We start from the raw sequence: 17,366 nt of genomic DNA on the forward strand, positions 1-17,366 counted from the left end.
ACGCCGGAGGCCGCGAGTTGTGGTTTGTAAAAAGTCGTCCACTTTCTCTTTGCCAACAAACAACGAAAGCCTGAATCGAAAGATTCAGGCTTTTTTTGTGCCTGAAATTCAAGGATGAAAGAAACACAGATTGTGTGCAGAGCTGGTTTTATGGCGCGTATTTTGTTGGACTGGAAATATTTCCGACATTTTCAGTACTTCCTCCACCCATGGAGGCTGTAAGACTCTCTACCAAAAAACCGCCCCTGCGCTAAAAATAAAAAGCCTGGATCGTAAGATCCAGGCTTTTTTTATACCTGAAATTCAAAGATGATAAAGACTGCCACAAGTGATGTTAGTCCTGAGCACCGGCTTAGTTACAGCCTAAAATATTCCTTCATTGCATCAATTACAATTAAAGGGGAATTTTCGAGGTTACAAATCTCTATTTTGGGGTTTCTTATTTTAATATTATTATTGATCTAAGTTCTAAAAATGGTGATTAATCAGAATATGTAATATTAGATATAATGCCCTAATATAGATCTTTTAGCGATCTATGTCACACTATTAGACAATGCGTTAAGCTGATGAAAAAGGTGTGTTAGTCGTCGTTTTACTGCTCGTATTATGAGAATAAATCATGCTTTAAACGTTATGTTTATCGCTTATAAGTACGTACTTTTACGATGTTGGATGAAAAATAGAATTGTGATACCTTGCGTTAATAATATTAAATGTTGGGATATTTTATGAATGGTTTATGTTTTCAAATCAGTAATTGGATATTGATTGTTGAAGAAAATAAACTGTGCCGACAAGGAAGAGAAGTAACAGTTGAACCCCGTTTGGTTAATTTATTATCCTTTTTAGCACAGTCACCGAGTGAAGTCTTTGGACGTGAAGAGTTGATTGAGCACATTTGGGATGGTGCTATTGTTAGTGACCAAGTGGTAACACAGTCTATTTTTGAGTTACGGAAAATATTAAAAGATGGACGTGTTGATTGCGAGCGATTTATTGCTACTGTGCCAAAACGTGGATATCGATTGGTCGCAGATACGGTAGAACTAACCTGTGATGATGCCCGTAAATTAATAACTGAAAGCAAAAATGCAGACGAGATTGTTGATGATGAAAAAACGACAGATATAGATACTGAGCTAGATTACGAACAAGCTATTACTGTATTTCCCGCAGGGCCATTAACACGCGCCGTCACCCATATTTCTAAACATGCAGCAGCAGAAGAAGCAAAGTCAGATACTAAGCTTACTTTCTTACAGCGCTATAAATTACAGCTATTTGACAGTTTCTTATTGTCAGTATTAATTTGTATTATTGTTCTTTGTACCTACGTGCAAGCTAAGCCCGAAATAACGCGATCGTTAGATACGCAAGTTATTGAATTCAGCTATTGTGCAAGTCAGAAATCAGATAAGACGAGTGAATATCTTGCTGATGGTATTAGCCAAAAATTAATGAATGATGTATTAACTCTCAGTAATTATCGTGTGCAGTTAAAGAAAACTGATTTCACAACGGGTATTTTACCGGGAAAATTAGTGAGTGTCAGGATCGATAAGCAACTGGGCTTGTCATATTTAGATATTAATTATCGTAACAATGCATCCAATCGGATTATATTTAGTAAGCAATACTTAATATCAGGAGATGAAATGTATGACAGTTTACAGAAAGCATCATCTGATCTCATGGTCGCATTAAGAATTAACCCGACGCCCAAACAACTTGATTATGTCATGAAGGACTTACCTGAAGATCAAGATTTGTTAACCAAATTAATCATTGCTAATCATTATACTAACCAAGTAGACCCTAAATTATTTATGCAGGGAATTGATTTGTTTGAAGATATCTTATCTGTTGAGCCAACTAATGGATTAGTACTTGCTGAGCGTTACATTGCTTATAACGTCTTGTCATCATTATCGTTATCTGATGAGTTTGTAAATGAGATTAAACGCTCGAGTGCAGACTTATTAGAAAATAATAGTTATGAAGGTAATAAGGTATTGGCCGCGAGAGAATATGAAGCGTTGGCATTACAAGCCTTATTACAAGGCCATGAGCTTAAAGCAAATAACTTGATTACATTGGCGGGAAAAAGTCGCCGTTCTTCGATATATTATATTATCGTTGGCAAATTAGCTGAGTTAACTGGCAACCTTGATAGTGCTGGAGATGCTTATACCCAGGCATTTTACATTGATACTTCTATCGAAACTTACCAATTAAGTTCCAACCTGGCATTTCATAGTAATCTTGAGAGAATGGCTATTTTTATGTACCGAGCAATGAATTCTAGGGCAATCAAACTGGTATAAATTAGCCTTTTAACCAACCACATTTTAGCCTCTGCTTGTCAGGGGCTTTTTTGTATCTACGATACCAGTATAAGTATGTCGTTATGCATAATAGCTGGTTGTCATTTATATTTGACGACATTTAAATGAACACTTTAGAACTTAGCTAAAGCTATCAATAAGATTTAGCATCCCAATCTCAACCCCACTCCTAATGACTATCACTCCAATTAATCTTCATGACTGTGAATAGATCCTTTCTATTTTTTAATTCTTCATATGGATAGTAATAATCTAAATTTCAGCTTCTCTTTGATTACCTATAAGTGGGTGTTGGGTTGATAGGCGTCGTATTCAATCTTTATAAACATACTTTTTTAATAAATATAAACTTACTTTATTTTGTTGTTTTTAAGGTTATGTTTTTAAACGTAAAAAATGAATTTAATTATAAAGGATATATAAACATTGTTTAATTTTCTAATGATTTTATTGTTCATTTTACCTTTATTTTTTTCTCTCTCATTCGGCGTAACCTGCAATTAGAAATTCAGGTGGCCTGCTGAGACTCATTTTTCATCTCGGCAATATCACCACTTAATCGCTGGTTTGCTTATTGAGCATATTGCTCTACTTGATAAAATTTGGGAGATGAGATGTCATCTAATACAAAAAAAATTGGCTTAATTGCCTGTACTGGTGTTGTTGCCGGCAACATGATGGGCAGTGGTATTGCATTGTTACCGTCTTCTTTAGCGGCTGTCGGTTCGGTATCTATATTTAGCTGGATAATCTGTTTGGTTGGTGCGCTAAGTTTAGCCTTTGTATTTGCGCGTTTATCGACGAAAGATCCGCAAGAAGGTGGCCCGATTGGTTACGCTGGTGATGTTGCACCTGTACTTGGCTTCCAAACGGGGGTGCTTTATTACCACGCAAACTGGATTGGTAATTTAGCCATTGCTATTACAGGTGTTTCTTATCTTTCCGTATTCTTCCCTATTTTATCAAGTCCAATTCCAGCAGCTATCGCAACCATAGCATCGGTATGGATATTCACGTTCATCAACTTACTCGGTGGTACTTGGGTTAGCCGTTTATGTACATTAGGTCTTGTGCTTATTCTTATCCCTGTTATCGGTACTGCTACAGTCGGTTGGACGCATTTTGATCCTGCGGTTTACAGCCAGAATTGGAATGTTGCATCCGGTAGTGATTCAAGTGCAATTATTAGTGCTGTGCTTATTTGCTTATGGTCATTTGTTGGTGTTGAATCTGCTGCTGTTTCTTCTGGCATGGTTAAAAACCCGAAACGCACAGTGCCATTAGCAACAATGCTTGGTACGACGTTAGCAGGCGTTATCTATATCTTATCTACACAAGTAATTGCGGGCATGTTCCCTGCTGCTGAAGTGGCTGCTTCTGGTGCACCTTTTGCCCTTGCTACTACATCTATTTTTGGTAGCTGGTCTGCCCCATTTGTTGCTGCATTTACTGCACTTGCTTGTTTCACATCTCTAGGTTCATGGATGATGTTGGTTGGTGAAGCTGGTAAACGTGCTGCTGCTGATGGTAATTTCCCTGCGGTTTATGGTGAAACTGACAAATCTGGCGTGGCTAAAAAGGGCTTAGTTTTAGCATCAATTAAGATGACGTTTTTGATGGCGTTCATCACTATGTTTAGTGGTTCATCAAATACCGGCGACTTATTTAATCAGCTTACTACAATTGCCGTGCTACTCACCATGCTGCCTTACTTCTACTCAAGCGTTAACTTAATCCGTCTAGAAAGTATGACTACACGTAATATCTTCGTGATGTTGTTCTCGGGTATTGCTTGTGTATTTTGCTTAATCGCCCTTGCCGGTGCAGAAAGCTCTGCATTAACAGGAACCTTCCTTGTCTCGCTAATCATCCTTGTTTTCTACGGCAAGAAGAAAGGTCTTTCTCAAACCGAGCCTACTGTAATCGCTGCAAGTGCTTAATCTGAACAATCAATTTTAATCATTCCTTTTTAATTAATGTCTGGTGCTCGTTAATCTCTATCAAATGATAGCGAGTGCCCTTATTCGTCTTGGAGATCTTGAAATGAACATTATTGCTATCTTAAATCACATGGGCGTGTTCTTTAAAGAAGAACCTATTCGTCAATTACATGCTTCTTTAGAAAAAGCCGGTTACCAAGTTGTTTATCCTGTAAATGACAAAGACCTGATCAAAATGATCGAAATGAATCCACGTATCTGTGGCGCTATCTTTGATTGGGATAAATACCCGCTAACCCTTTGTGAACAAATTAATGCGTTAAACGAAAAACTACCTGTATTCGCATTTGCTAATGAACAATCAGCACTTGATGTATCGTTAACTGAGCTACGTTTGAATGTTTCGTTCTTCGAATATGCGCTTGGTATGAGTGATGATATCGCATTGAAAATTAACCAAGCGATTGACAAGTACAAAGGCGAACTAATGCCTCCGTTCACGAAAGCACTGTTTAATTATGTTGAAGAAGGTAAATATACTTTCTGTACCCCAGGCCACATGGGCGGTACCGCGTTTCAACGTAGCCCTGCAGGTAGCATTTTCTATGACTTCTATGGTCCAAACGCATTTAAAGCTGACGTATCAGTGTCGATGCCAGAGCTTGGTTCATTACTCGATCATTCAGGGCCACACCAAGAAGCTGAAGAGTTCATTGCAAAAACTTTTAACGCCGATCACTCTTATATTGTGACTAACGGTACATCGACTGCAAACAAGATCGTCGGTATGTTCTCTGCGCCATCTGGTAGCACTGTGCTTATCGATCGTAACTGCCATAAATCACTGACTCACTTATTAATGATGAGTGACATTACGCCAATCTACTTCCGTCCTACACGTAATGCGTACGGTATCCTCGGTGGTATTCCACAAAGTGAATTCAGTCGTGACGTGATTGCTACGAAAGTAGCGGCGACACCAAATGCAGTGATGCCAAATTATGCCGTAGTCACGAATTCTACTTATGATGGTCTGTTATATAACACTCAATATATTAAAGAGACATTGGATACTAAGTTCATCCACTTTGACAGTGCTTGGGTTCCTTACACTAACTTCAATCATATTTACGAAGGTAAGTGCGGCATGAGTGGTGAAGCGATGCCTGGTAAAGTGTTCTATGAAACACAGTCTACCCATAAACTATTAGCAGCATTCTCACAATCATCGATGATCCACATTAAAGGCGACATTGATAAAGAAACATTTAATGAAGCGTATATGATGCACACTTCAACGTCGCCACAATATTCTATTGTAGCGTCAACTGAAACTGCAGCAGCGATGATGCGTGGCAATACCGGTAAGAAGCTAATGCAAGATTCGATTGATCGCGCTATTCGTTTCCGTAAAGAAGTTAAACGCCTTGAAAAAGAAACTGAAGGCTGGTTTTTTGATGTATGGCAGCCTGAAGATATTGAAACAACTGAATGTTGGAATCTAGATCCCCAAGACACTTGGCACGGCTTTAAAGATATCGACGCTGACCATATGTACCTAGATCCAATTAAAGTAACCTTGTTAACTCCGGGGATGGACGGTGACTACTTAGCTGAAACTGGTATTCCTGCGTCATTAGTGGCTAAATTCTTAGATGAACGTGGCGTTGTGGTAGAAAAAACAGGACCATATAACCTGTTATTCCTATTCTCAATTGGTATCGATAAAGCGAAATCATTGGCATTATTGCGTGCATTGACTGAGTTCAAGCGTGGTTTCGATCTAAACTTAACGGTGAAAAACTTTATCCCTACGCTATACGCTGAAGATCCTAAATTCTATGAAGACATGCATATCCAAGACTTAGCTCAAGGTATTCATGACATGATGAAGAAATTCAAATTGCCAGAGTTAATGTTTAAAGCGTTTGATGTATTGCCTGAACTTAAAATAACGCCAAACGCAGCATGGCAACAAGAGTTACGTGGCCATACTGAAGAAGTGAAGCTAGAAGAAATGGTTAATCGTGTTAATGCGAATATGATCCTGCCTTATCCTCCAGGTGTGCCACTTGTATTACCTGGTGAGATGATCACTGAAACATCACGTCCCGTATTAGACTTCTTGGAAATGCTGTGTGAAATTGGTACCGAATTCCCTGGTTTTGAAACAGATATTCACGGTTTATACCACCAGGCTGATGGTAGCTATACTGTGAAGGTTTTAAAGCAAGATTAAGTTGCATTTAACCATTTAATCTATAAATTAATCTTATTGATGATTCAACCAAAGAGGGCTTTATGCCCTCTTTTTATTTCTTGTTAAGGTATTATTTATGAAATCTATCTTGTCTATTCAATCTCATGTTGTATTTGGCTGTGCGGGTAATAGTGCAGTCGTTTTTCCAATGCGTAGAATGGGGATTGAAGTGTGGCCGATTAATACGGTACAGTTTTCGAATCACACCCAGTATAAGCAAGGGTGGCAAGGAATGGTAATGCCGGTTGATCAAATTAAGAGTCTCGTTGATGGTTTAATCAATATTGACTGCTTATCAAGTTGTGACGCTGTACTAAGTGGCTACCTCGGTTCAGCGACACAAGGCAAGGAAGTGCTTTATGCAGTAGAGCAAGCTAAACAGCATAATGCTGATGCTTTATACTTTTGTGATCCGGTCATGGGGCATCCTGAAAAGGGCTGTATTGTCGTACCTGAAGTCATGGATTTTTTCAAATATCACGCATTGCCAAAAGCTGATGTGATCGCGCCAAATCTACTTGAATTAGAAACACTGACCGATATGAAAATAGATAATATAGAACAGGTAAAACAAGCATGTTCTATGTTGCTAGATCAAGGTGTTAAAATTGTATTGGTTAAGCATTTGAGTAAAGCGGGTATAACGGCAAGTCAGTTTGAAATGCTATTAGCTACGGCTGATGGCTACTATCATATTACCCGTCCCTTGTATGATTTTGTCAGCCAACCTGTAGGTGTCGGTGATTTGATTAGTGGCGTGATGCTTGCTAATTTATTAGCTGCTCATAATCCAGTGACAGCGTTTGAATTGACGAATGCGGCTGTTGATGCGGTATTGGAAGCGACCTTTAAGCAAGGCAGTTATGAACTGCAACTTATTGCCGCGCAAGACTTAATTGCTCTTCCTGAGGTGAAAGTTAACGCGACAACGTTATAGAATATAAATATAACGCGAAAAATAAGGCAGCCAATGGCTGCCTTATTTCGTTTTAATCAGGTTTTAATCAGTTGGACCTATTTATTTTGTGGGCGTAATGTCGGGAATAAGATCACGTCACGGATCGTGTGGCTATTAGTGAATAGCATCACTAAGCGATCAATGCCAATCCCTTGACCTGCTGTTGGTGGTAAGCCATGTTCAAGTGCGGTGACATAATCTTCATCATAGAACATGGCTTCATCATCACCTGCTTCTTTTTGTTGTACCTGTTCTTTGAAGCGCGCGTCTTGGTCTTCTGCATCATTTAATTCAGAGAAACCGTTGGCAATCTCACGACCACCAATAAAGAACTCAAAACGATCAGTGATGAGCGGATCATCATCATTACGACGTGCTAGCGGTGATACCTCTGCTGGATATTCTGTAATAAAGGTCGGTTGAATTAATTTCTCTTCAACTGTTTCTTCAAATATCTCGGTGATCACGCGGCCAATGCCCCAGCTTGCATCAATACGAATATTCAGACTATCTGCTAATTCAGTTGCAGCTGATAATGTTGCCAGCTGTTCAGCACGGATCTCAGGATTGTATCTTAATACCGAATCCTTCATACCTATTTTTGCAAAAGGCTGTCCAAAATCAAACGTTAAGTCGCCATAAGGCACCATTGGCGTGCCCAGAATATCAAGGGCTAAGGTACGTAACATTTCTTCTGTCAGCGCCATTAAGTCATTGTAATCGGCATAAGCCATATAGAATTCAAGCATGGTAAATTCTGGATTATGACGGGTTGAAATACCTTCATTACGGAAATTTCGATTAATTTCAAATACGCGTTCAAAACCGCCAACGACTAACCTTTTTAGATACAGTTCTGGTGATACACGTAAATACATATCCATATCGAGTGCATTATGTCGGGTTATGAATGGACGTGCAGAGGCTCCACCAGGGATCACTTGCATCATCGGAGTTTCCACTTCCATAAAGCCATTTTTGCTTAACAGATTACGAATGCCAGTAATGACTTGCGAGCGCACTGTAAAAGTATTACGCGCTTCTTCATTGGCGATCAAGTCTAAATAGCGTTGACGATAACGGGTTTCTTGTTCTGCTAAACCGTGAAACTTGTTTGGCAGAGGGCGTAGCGCTTTTGTCAGCAATTCGATATTGGTTAAGTTAATCGTTAACTCACCCGTTTTGGTCTTAAATAAAGTACCTTCAGCGCCAACAATGTCGCCAATATCCCACTTTTTAAACTGCTCGTTATAGAAATTTTCTGGCAGATTATCGCGGCTTACATATAATTGGATCTTACCACCCATGTCTTGTAGCGTTACAAAACTGGCTTTACCCATAATTCGACGTGTCATAATTCGGCCAGCTACTTTTACTGTAACTTGTAAGTTATTTAACTCATCAGCACTGTTATCATCGTATTTATTTAATAGCTCATTTGAGATCGCATCGCGGCGAAAGCTATTAGGAAAAGCATTGCCTTTGCTACGTAAATCTGCCAATTTTTGACGACGTTGTTCAACTTCACTTTGAAAATCGATTTCTGGGTTTTGAATGGTTTCCGACATATATAGCCTCTTATCTTTAATATATTAATTCATGTTATATGATTTATTGTTAAGTTAATGATTACGTTTAGTGTGAAAATTGCAGTACCACAATGCCTGAAATTAACAGTGGTACGCCTATTTGGCTACGACGTCCTATCGTTTCGCCAAACATATACTTATCGACCAATAGGGTGCCTACAATACCGCCAGCACCCCAAGTCGCATAGGCAATCGATAGTTGGATTGACTGCACCGCTTGACCTAGACTGATAAAGGCCATTGCAACCAATGCAATTGCAAATACGCCTGGTAGTTTATTTTTAAAACCATCTGATAATTTTAAAAAGTAATTGGCGGTAATATCTAACAATATGGAAAAACACAAGAATACGATGTGTATGAGTTCTGCATTATTCATCATCATGTCCTTCATCTGTGTTAATAAAGATAAGTCCAGCGACGATCAAACCAACACCGAAAATTTTAGCGGGAGTGATCATTTCATCAAACAGGTAATTACTAATGACTGTGATGAGTAAGATCCCAACCCCTTCCCAAATTGCGTAAGCCACTCCTAAAGGAATTTTTTGGATTGCTTTAGATAATAAAAAATAGGATATCCCTATTAATATAATCATCGCTACTGTACCTGTTACGGGGTTGTTCTCAGCTGAATAGCGCATGGAAATGGTGCCTGCGACTTCAGCTACAATGGCGAAAAACAGCATCATGCTGTGATACATAAAAAGTCCCTATTTGTATTAATAATGCTGTAATTAATGTCTTATTTAATTACTATGGGATTAAGTGTATCGCTGGTTACTAAAAAGATGAAATCGCTCAGCGTCGGTTATTTCGTCACTAAGGGTTGTTATGAGATTAATACAAATAGAGATGTTTCTATTGGCGGTTAAAACTGGGTCGATTTCTGAAGCGGCTATACAGCTTGGTAAAAGCCGCTCTACAGTTAGCGCAGCACTGCTTGCACTTGAAGATGAGTTAGGTGTGAACTTGCTATTACGCAGTGGTAATAAAATTGAATTAAGCCATATAGGTGAAAATATCGTTGCTGACTGTCAGCGTATATATCACCTTTCCCAGGGAGTGCATGCAAAATGCGCTCATCATTTGGCTGGTGCAGAGTCGGCATTACGTATTGCGCGAGATGATGCTTTACCGGAGAAATTCTGGAACCAATTGATTAGCCAATTAGAAAAGAAATTTCCACAAACTTCTTTATCTATGTATGCCGCACCAACACCGGAATTAATCGCTTATGTGGAAAATAACAAAGTTGATATTGCTTACGGCATGATCTCGGATACTCATGATTATCAGCGACATGTACGTAGTGAGTTGGGTCAGCTTAGAATGATGGCGGTCGCCGCCGCTGCTCACCCATTACATACAATTGGTAATCGCTTGACCAGTAATGATTTAGCCTTATATACCGAGGTTGTTCTAGCCTATATGGATGACTTATTAACCGTTGAGGCGTCGATTAGTCACCGTTATATCGGTTTAACGTTTTATGAGTATTTACGTGATGCGGTATGTAATGGTGTTGGCTGGGCTAAGGTACCGGCGCCTTTGATTACTGATCAACTTAGAAATGAAACACTTAAAGTACTTCGTTATAAAAAATCGATGAGTTGGGAGATTTATGGTGAAATTACAGGTGTCGATTTCTGTCGTGGCGCGGTGACAGATTGGATTGCAGAGCAAATTGAGCACTACTTGATTACTGAGTCACACTAATTACTAATTGTTAGCTGCGTAACTGGCAATCTCAATATATTCGCTAATACTTAAGTCTCTATCTTACATTAAGGGGTCGACTTATGTTAGTAAAACACTTATGGGGTTTATACGTACAGCCCAAGGACGAATGGATTGATATTGATACCCACCATGAGTCTTTATTATCCGTCGTTGTAAGTCTGTTATTTTTTGCTTTAATTCCGGCTATGTCCGCCTGGTATACCGCAACAGTGACAGGTTGGAAGCTTGGTGTTGGGGAAACAACTTATTTATCTTCTTCAAGTGCGACGATCATGGCTGTAGCTATGATAATTGTCAGTATCACGTTGGTCGCTACATTTGCCATTTTTGTACAATGGATGGCGGGTAACTTTGGTTCATCATCGAGCTTTACTCAAGCGTTAGAATTAACGACATATACCGCAGCACCGATCTTCATTACGGGGATTGCTGCTCTGATCCCTGTTGCTTGGGTGATCATGATTGCGTTATTAGTTGGTGTCGCATTTTCGGTGCGTGCTCTTTACACTGGTGTGCCAGTGATTATGCACATTACTGAAGAACGGGGATTCATTTATGCCTCGTCGTTACTGACCGTTGGACTGGTGTTATTTGTTGCGTCTATGGGCTTTACTGTCGTGATGTGGAGCTTTGGATTAGGTCCACAATTTGTAATTTAATCAGGTCCACAATATTAAGTATTTTTCAGCAGCGATATAGGCTCATTCTATATCGCTGTTTTTATTTAACAGTATGATTTAAATTGTGCATTTAAATTTCACCACGCTCGTCTCCAGAAACTGCCCTCGATGTAATATTCACAAGCACTTGCCCGCAAATGCACCATATCAAGTAGATTAACGCTTGAATATCTATTAGTGTTATTTAACTGTGTGAAACTTAACATGAAGATAAAAATAATAGATGGTCGTGAGACTTTCGTGATGATTGAAGGTTAGGCTTACAATTAGACGCGTATTGATGAGTGCAAGGATAGGTGCCAGATGGCTATTAATGATAAAGAACAAAATTCGAAGAGTAAAAAAATTATTATCGCGGTAATTATTACCGTATTTTTATTGTGGTATGGCTTTGACCTAAACCAGTACGCTTCGCTAGAACAAATTAAAACATTACAACAAACGTCTGGTGACTATATTGCTGAGAACCGCTCGTTGGCGATGCTCATCTTCTTTGTTAGTTATGTTGTGATCACTGGTTTCTCATTACCGGGCGCTGTATTACTCACTTTACTTGGCGGTGGTTTGTTTGGCTTTGGTTATGGTTTATTGCTGATTTCTTTTGCCAGTTCTATTGGTGCTACGTTAGCCTTTTTGGTCAGTCGTTATTTATTAAGAGATTACGTGCAAAATAAATTTGGTTCACGTCTTGATGCGATCAATAAAGGCGTTGAAAAAGAAGGTGACTTTTATTTATTCTCGCTGCGTTTAATTCCTGTTTTTCCTTTCTTCCTCATTAATATTTTAATGGGTTTGACCAAAATTAGTACTCGTAGCTTTTACCTTGTTAGTCAAGTCGGTATGTTAGCTGGAACCGCTGTCTATGTGTGGGCGGGAACTCAGTTAAGTGAAATCAATAGCTTATCTGGAATTGCTTCTCCTTCATTGCTAAGTGCATTGGCATTACTCGGTATTTTCCCTTGGATCGCCAAACGTGGATTAGCACTATTTAGTCAGCGCAAACGTTATGCTCGTTGGACGAAACCAACATCATTCGATCGTAATATGATTGTTATTGGTGCTGGTGCTGGCGGTTTGGTAAGTGCCTATATCGCTGCCGCAGTTAAATCAAAAGTAACCCTAGTTGAAAAGCACCGTATGGGGGGGGACTGTTTAAATACCGGTTGTATACCATCTAAAGCATTGATCCGTAGCGCACATGCGGTTGCTGAAATAGACCGTGCTAATGAATTTGGTATTGATGCTGAAATTAAGCAGGTTAATTTTGAAAAAGTGATGGGACGTATTCAAAATGTCATTAAAGCGATTGAACCGCATGATTCGATTGCGCGTTATTCAGCAATGGGTGTTGAGTGCTTAACTGCAGAAGCTAAAATTATCGACCCGTGGCGCGTGCAAATTGGTGAGCAGGTATTAACGACTAAAAATATAGTCGTTGCTACTGGTGCGCGTCCTATTATACCGCCTATTCCCGGATTAACTGATGTACCTTATTTAACATCGGATACGCTGTGGCAATTAACTGAGCAACCGTCGCATTTACTAGTCTTAGGCGGTGGACCTATTGGTTGTGAAATAGCACAAAGCTTTGCCCGTTTAGGCTCTACTGTGACGCAAGTTGAGATGGCGGACCAACTGTTGGGGCGCGAAGATGAAGACGCTGTTGCTGTAGTGCAAGACGAGTTGCTAGCTGATGGCGTTAATATCTTACTCGGTAATAAAGTGGCCAGTTTTGTGAGTGAAGATGGTCAATACAGCGCGGTATTATCAAATGGTGATTCGGTCATTTTTGACCAAGTGTTCTTAGCGTTGGGGCGTCAGGCTAATACCCGTGGTTTTGGTCTAGAAGAACTTGATATTGCGATCACTGATCGTGGTCTTATTGAGATTAATGAGTACCAACAAACTTCTATTCCTAATATATATGCCGTTGGTGATGTTTCTGGACCTTATCAACTTACCCACGTGGCTGCGCATCAAGCTTGGTTTGCGGCGGTAAATGCCTTATTCGGCTCAGTGAAAAAGTTTGCCACCGATTATCGAGTGATCCCTGCGGTGACTTATACCTACCCTGAACTTGCCCGCGTTGGGCTCAGTGAAAATGAAGCGCAGCAAGCACAGCTCGATTATCAGGTGACGAAATACGATATTGATGATTTAGATAGGGCGATCACTGATAGTGAAACCAAAGGTTTTGTTAAAGTGATCACTGCAGGCAATAGCGATAAAATTTTAGGTGTGACGATTGTAGCGAGCCATGCTGGTGAGTTGTTGGCCGAATACACGTTAGCAATGAAATATAAACTGGGCTTAAATAAAGTGCTAGGCACCATTCATCCGTATCCAACCATGAGTGAAGCCAATAAATATGTGGCAGGTAATTGGAAGCGCAATAATAGCCCTGAGAAGTTATTATCTTGGGTAGCAAAGTTTCATCGTTATATGCGTAAAGCTTAAAGGTAAGTTTTTAGTTATACCTGGCTATCAGTCACTATGGTGAGAAAATAGAATCGTCCTGAAAATATCGTATATAATCGCTCGTACTAATTTTATTGTACGTTCTTTTGTTCGGGTTATTTTCATTCCGATACTTCTTATTTGATGAACTCAGGTAGATATTGATGTTGTTACAAAAAAGTCGCTACCATGGCGTAGCGGCTGAAATTCAATTACAGATAGAACAACGGATATGGCTACCTGGAGAGCGTATTCCTTCTATTCGTAAAATGAGTAAAATACAAAACATCAGTCCGATGACGGTATTAAAAGCGTATGAGCTGTTAGAGGCTGAAGGCTGGATTTATGCTAAACCACGCTCTGGCTATTTTGTTGCTGCTCATCTCAATCGCCTTGCTATCCCTCAACAAACTATCCCGCAACTTACTAATCGCGCGATTAAGATCAATGAGCATGTCTTTGAAGTACTGACTGCTTGTAAACGTCCCGATATTGTCCCACTTGGATCTGCTTTTCCTGATCCGGAACTGTTTCCACTCAAAGAGTTAGGCCATGCGTTAGCTAAAACGATTAAAACCATGCCTGCGATCAGTGCTGTCACTGAGTTACCTCCGGGGAGTGTGGCTTTAAGGCGAGCGATTGCGCAACGCTATATCCGTGACGGCATCGATGTGTCTATTGAGGATATTGTTATCACTTCGGGGGCGATGGAATCATTAGGTTTGAGTTTAATGGCTGTGACAAAACCGGGTGATACTGTCGCGATTGAATCACCGGCTTTTTATGGTGTTCTGCAAACCGTCGAACGATTACAACTTCAAGCTATTGAAATTACGACCGATCCACAATTCGGTATGTCGGTAGATGCATTGCAACATGCAGTGCAGCATCATGACATTAAAGCTTGTTGGCTCATGAGTAAATACCAAAATCCGCTGGGTTCATCGATGCCAGAATCACATAAATTAGCTCTTCTTGAGGTACTCGCTAAAGCGCAGATCCCGCTGCTTGAAGACGATGTTTACAGTGAACTGTATTTTTCAGAGCAAAAACCGCAACCGATCAAAGCATATGACGAACAAGGTCTGGTACTGCACTGTTCTTCATTTTCAAAATGCTTAGCACCTGGGTTTAGAGTTGGCTGGGTAGTGGCTGGGCGGTATGCTAAGCAAATTGAACAATTACAGTTGATGACGACGCTTTCTGCTGCAGTACCTAATCAACTCGCGATTGCTGAATTTGTATTACATGGTCGTTATGATATTCATTTACGGCAGTTAAGGCGCCAACTAAAGTCTCGCCAGCAACAGATGCAACATGCGATTGAAGAATACTTCCCAGTTGAAACTAAGATCACCAGACCGAGTGGCGGTTACTTCTTATGGCTTGTGCTGCCAGAGCATATAAACACCGGTGAGTTACTGCATATTTTACTCGACCAGTACAATATCAGTATCGCGCCGGGTACCTTGTTTGCCAGTGATCATAAATATAAAAACTGCATGCGAATCAATTGTTCGTATTTACTCACGGACAAAATCCGCAAAGCATTGATTACGTTAGCGCTGTGTATTTCTGCATCGCCACATAAATAACAACTGTTCTAGTCTTTATTTATAACTAAAGTATCTGTTATAGGGTTGTTTAGTACTGATCTGTACTATGCCTATACGATCGATTTGTGTTTCAATAGCCCCCGTTAATTCATTAACTAATACCATCCATTAAGAGATAGCGGAATTAGCGTTTGTTAACTTGCTTTTAAATCGACTAGCAAGTTTTACTATTATAATAAGTGCTTGATTAAATTAATAAGCGTGAGCTAAGTCAGATGATTATAAAGACTTATTAAGCTTTTTTGATATAATTTAAGTTATAAAAATAAGGAGCATGTAATGTCTGAAGAACGCATAAATATAAAAGATGTAACCCCTAAAGTGAAGCCTAAATATACCAATGTGGGCGCTGATAATCATATCTATGTCCGTAACATGACAGGTGTATTTCAGCGACTGAGAAAGTACATGGGTTGGTTTTTTATGGTTCTGTTTTTAGCATTACCTTTGTTCCAGTGGGATGGCCATCAGGCTATTTTATTAAATATTGCTGAACAACGTATTCATATCTTTGCATTAACTATTTTCCCTCAAGATCTGATGATATTAGCCTTGCTGCTGATCGTCGGCGCCTTCGCGTTATTTTTTATCACCGCTTATTTAGGCCGAGTTTGGTGTGGTTTTATGTGCCCACAAACGATTTGGACCTTTATCTTTATTTGGTTCGAAGAAAAAATTGAAGGCTCAGCCAATAAACGTTTGAAGCTAAACCAAGGTCCTGCCACGGCTGATAAAGTCAAAAAGAAAGCCCTTAAACACAGCGCATGGTTGAGTGTTTCTGTTATTACTGGTCTGGCGTTTATGGCTTATTTTGTGCCTATTTTTGAGCTTTATACTGACTTTTTCACGCTGCAAGCGAGTGGTAACGTGTATTTCTGGGTACTGTTTTTTGCATTTTGTACTTACGGTAATGCTGGCTGGATGCGTAGTATTATGTGTACTCACATGTGCCCATATGCGCGTTTTCAATCGGCAATGTTTGATACTGATACCTTAATTGTTGGCTATGATTTTAATCGTGGCGAATCACGAGGCCCACGTTCACGTAAAGCAGATCATAAAGCCAAAGGTTTAGGTGATTGTATCGACTGTAACTTATGTGTTCAGGTATGTCCTGCTGGTATTGATATTCGTGATGGTCTGCAATATGAATGTATTAACTGTGGTGCTTGTATTGATGCATGCGATCAAACGATGGAACGTATGAATTATCCAAAAGGCTTGATACGTTATACTTCTGAAAATGAACTAAACAATAAACCGCACGAAAAGAGCCGTTTCAAGTTAATTGGTTATGGCGTGATAATGACGCTGATGACGGTGATGTTTGCCGTGAGTGTGGTGAGTATTTCGCCTGTACAAATGGATATTATCCGCGATCGAAACGCACTCTATCGTGAAAATTCTGACGGTAATATTGAAAATACTTATACATTGAAAATTATTAACAAAACATCATTTACTCAGAAGTACAGCTTGTCGGTTACCGATGTGCCTGATCATGAATGGTTTGGCCCACGTGAAGTCGAAGTATTACCGGGTGAATTGTTAGTACAGCCGGTCAGTTTAGCTATTGACCCGTTTGACCTGAAACAACCTGTGATTAAAATTAACTTTGTTATTACTGAGCAAGACAATGATCATTATGTCTTTACCCAGCAAAGTCGTTTTATCAGCAAGTTATAGTCTCTATATTTAACTATAAATAGCTTTATAATCAATGTAAGTTAAAGTAAATAGCAAGCCCAGTGATACTGGGCTTGCTATTATCGTAT

General features: G+C 39.6%; 12 protein-coding genes. 9 read left to right on the forward strand and 3 right to left on the reverse strand.

Annotation, left to right across the window (positions count from 1 at the left end; all coding sequences use genetic code 11):
* Nucleotides 1–731: 731 nt before the first annotated feature.
* From cadC to pdxY, 4 genes are all read left to right on the forward strand, one after another.
* Complete coding sequence (gene cadC / locus JFU56_RS20860; protein ID WP_198439179.1) at nucleotides 732–2,327, forward strand: lysine decarboxylation/transport transcriptional activator CadC; 1,596 nt, start codon at nucleotides 732–734, stop codon at nucleotides 2,325–2,327.
* 635 nt (nucleotides 2,328–2,962) lie between these two features.
* Nucleotides 2,963–4,288 carry a cadaverine/lysine antiporter gene (gene cadB, locus JFU56_RS20865; protein WP_198439180.1) on the forward strand — a complete coding sequence of 442 codons (1,326 nt, stop codon included), beginning with the start codon at nucleotides 2,963–2,965 and terminating at the stop codon, nucleotides 4,286–4,288.
* A gap of 103 nt (nucleotides 4,289–4,391) precedes the next feature.
* A complete protein-coding gene (gene cadA / locus JFU56_RS20870; RefSeq protein WP_198439181.1) occupies nucleotides 4,392–6,527 on the forward strand; it encodes a lysine decarboxylase in 2,136 nt (711 codons plus the stop codon).
* 97 nt (nucleotides 6,528–6,624) lie between these two features.
* Nucleotides 6,625–7,485 carry a pyridoxal kinase PdxY gene (pdxY, locus tag JFU56_RS20875; RefSeq protein ID WP_198439182.1) on the forward strand — a complete coding sequence of 287 codons (861 nt, stop codon included), beginning with the start codon at nucleotides 6,625–6,627 and terminating at the stop codon, nucleotides 7,483–7,485.
* A 77-nt stretch (nucleotides 7,486–7,562) separates the two neighbouring features.
* Here pdxY and lysS read toward each other — a convergent pair whose 3' ends face one another.
* The 3 genes from lysS to JFU56_RS20890 all read right to left on the reverse strand — a co-directional run bounded on the left by lysS (nucleotide 7,563) and on the right by JFU56_RS20890 (nucleotide 9,799).
* A complete protein-coding gene (gene lysS, locus JFU56_RS20880; RefSeq protein ID WP_198439183.1) occupies nucleotides 7,563–9,074 on the reverse strand; it encodes a lysine--tRNA ligase in 1,512 nt (503 codons plus the stop codon).
* A 67-nt stretch (nucleotides 9,075–9,141) separates the two neighbouring features.
* Entirely contained in the window at nucleotides 9,142–9,474 is a 333-nt protein-coding gene (locus JFU56_RS20885) for an SMR family transporter (protein ID WP_198439184.1), read from the reverse strand.
* Entirely contained in the window at nucleotides 9,467–9,799 is a 333-nt protein-coding gene (locus tag JFU56_RS20890; protein WP_198439185.1) for a multidrug efflux SMR transporter, read from the reverse strand. Before JFU56_RS20890 ends, JFU56_RS20885 begins: the two co-directional genes overlap by 8 nt.
* A gap of 130 nt (nucleotides 9,800–9,929) precedes the next feature.
* Between JFU56_RS20890 and JFU56_RS20895 the strand changes: the two genes are divergently transcribed.
* The 5 genes from JFU56_RS20895 (at nucleotide 9,930) to ccoG (ending at nucleotide 17,277) form a co-directional block, all read left to right on the forward strand.
* Nucleotides 9,930–10,814: a LysR family transcriptional regulator gene (locus JFU56_RS20895; protein WP_198439186.1), complete on the forward strand. Its 885-nt coding sequence runs from the start codon at nucleotides 9,930–9,932 to the stop codon at nucleotides 10,812–10,814.
* A gap of 83 nt (nucleotides 10,815–10,897) precedes the next feature.
* A complete protein-coding gene (locus JFU56_RS20900; protein ID WP_198439187.1) occupies nucleotides 10,898–11,497 on the forward strand; it encodes a Yip1 family protein in 600 nt (199 codons plus the stop codon).
* A gap of 324 nt (nucleotides 11,498–11,821) precedes the next feature.
* A complete protein-coding gene (locus tag JFU56_RS20905) occupies nucleotides 11,822–13,975 on the forward strand; it encodes an FAD-dependent oxidoreductase (protein ID WP_198439188.1) in 2,154 nt (717 codons plus the stop codon).
* A gap of 164 nt (nucleotides 13,976–14,139) precedes the next feature.
* The gene (locus JFU56_RS20910) at nucleotides 14,140–15,570 is read left to right on the forward strand and encodes a PLP-dependent aminotransferase family protein (RefSeq protein ID WP_198439189.1); all 1,431 of its coding nucleotides are present in this window, start codon (nucleotides 14,140–14,142) and stop codon (nucleotides 15,568–15,570) included.
* A 300-nt stretch (nucleotides 15,571–15,870) separates the two neighbouring features.
* The gene (gene ccoG / locus JFU56_RS20915; RefSeq protein WP_198439190.1) at nucleotides 15,871–17,277 is read left to right on the forward strand and encodes a cytochrome c oxidase accessory protein CcoG; all 1,407 of its coding nucleotides are present in this window, start codon (nucleotides 15,871–15,873) and stop codon (nucleotides 17,275–17,277) included.
* Nucleotides 17,278–17,366 lie beyond the last annotated feature (89 nt).

The sequence above is a fragment of the Moritella sp. F3 genome (genome assembly GCF_015082335.1).
Classification (GTDB): Bacteria; Pseudomonadota; Gammaproteobacteria; order Enterobacterales; family Moritellaceae; genus Moritella.

Excerpts from the sequence above, each read along its gene's own strand:
- ccoG (WP_198439190.1), top strand. The coding sequence starts at position 15,871 with ATGTCTGAAGAACGCATAAATATAAAAGATGTAACCCCTAAAGTGAAG.
- JFU56_RS20910 (WP_198439189.1), top strand. The coding sequence starts at position 14,140 with ATGTTGTTACAAAAAAGTCGCTACCATGGCGTAGCGGCTGAAATTCAA.
- cadC (WP_198439179.1), top strand. The coding sequence starts at position 732 with ATGAATGGTTTATGTTTTCAAATCAGTAATTGGATATTGATTGTTGAA.
- cadA (WP_198439181.1), top strand. The coding sequence starts at position 4,392 with ATGAACATTATTGCTATCTTAAATCACATGGGCGTGTTCTTTAAAGAA.
- JFU56_RS20890 (WP_198439185.1), bottom strand. The coding sequence starts at position 9,799 with ATGTATCACAGCATGATGCTGTTTTTCGCCATTGTAGCTGAAGTCGCA.
- JFU56_RS20900 (WP_198439187.1), top strand. The coding sequence starts at position 10,898 with ATGTTAGTAAAACACTTATGGGGTTTATACGTACAGCCCAAGGACGAA.
- lysS (WP_198439183.1), bottom strand. The coding sequence starts at position 9,074 with ATGTCGGAAACCATTCAAAACCCAGAAATCGATTTTCAAAGTGAAGTT.
- cadB (WP_198439180.1), top strand. The coding sequence starts at position 2,963 with ATGTCATCTAATACAAAAAAAATTGGCTTAATTGCCTGTACTGGTGTT.
- JFU56_RS20885 (WP_198439184.1), bottom strand. The coding sequence starts at position 9,474 with ATGAATAATGCAGAACTCATACACATCGTATTCTTGTGTTTTTCCATA.
- pdxY (WP_198439182.1), top strand. The coding sequence starts at position 6,625 with ATGAAATCTATCTTGTCTATTCAATCTCATGTTGTATTTGGCTGTGCG.
- JFU56_RS20905 (WP_198439188.1), top strand. The coding sequence starts at position 11,822 with ATGGCTATTAATGATAAAGAACAAAATTCGAAGAGTAAAAAAATTATT.
- JFU56_RS20895 (WP_198439186.1), top strand. The coding sequence starts at position 9,930 with ATGAGATTAATACAAATAGAGATGTTTCTATTGGCGGTTAAAACTGGG.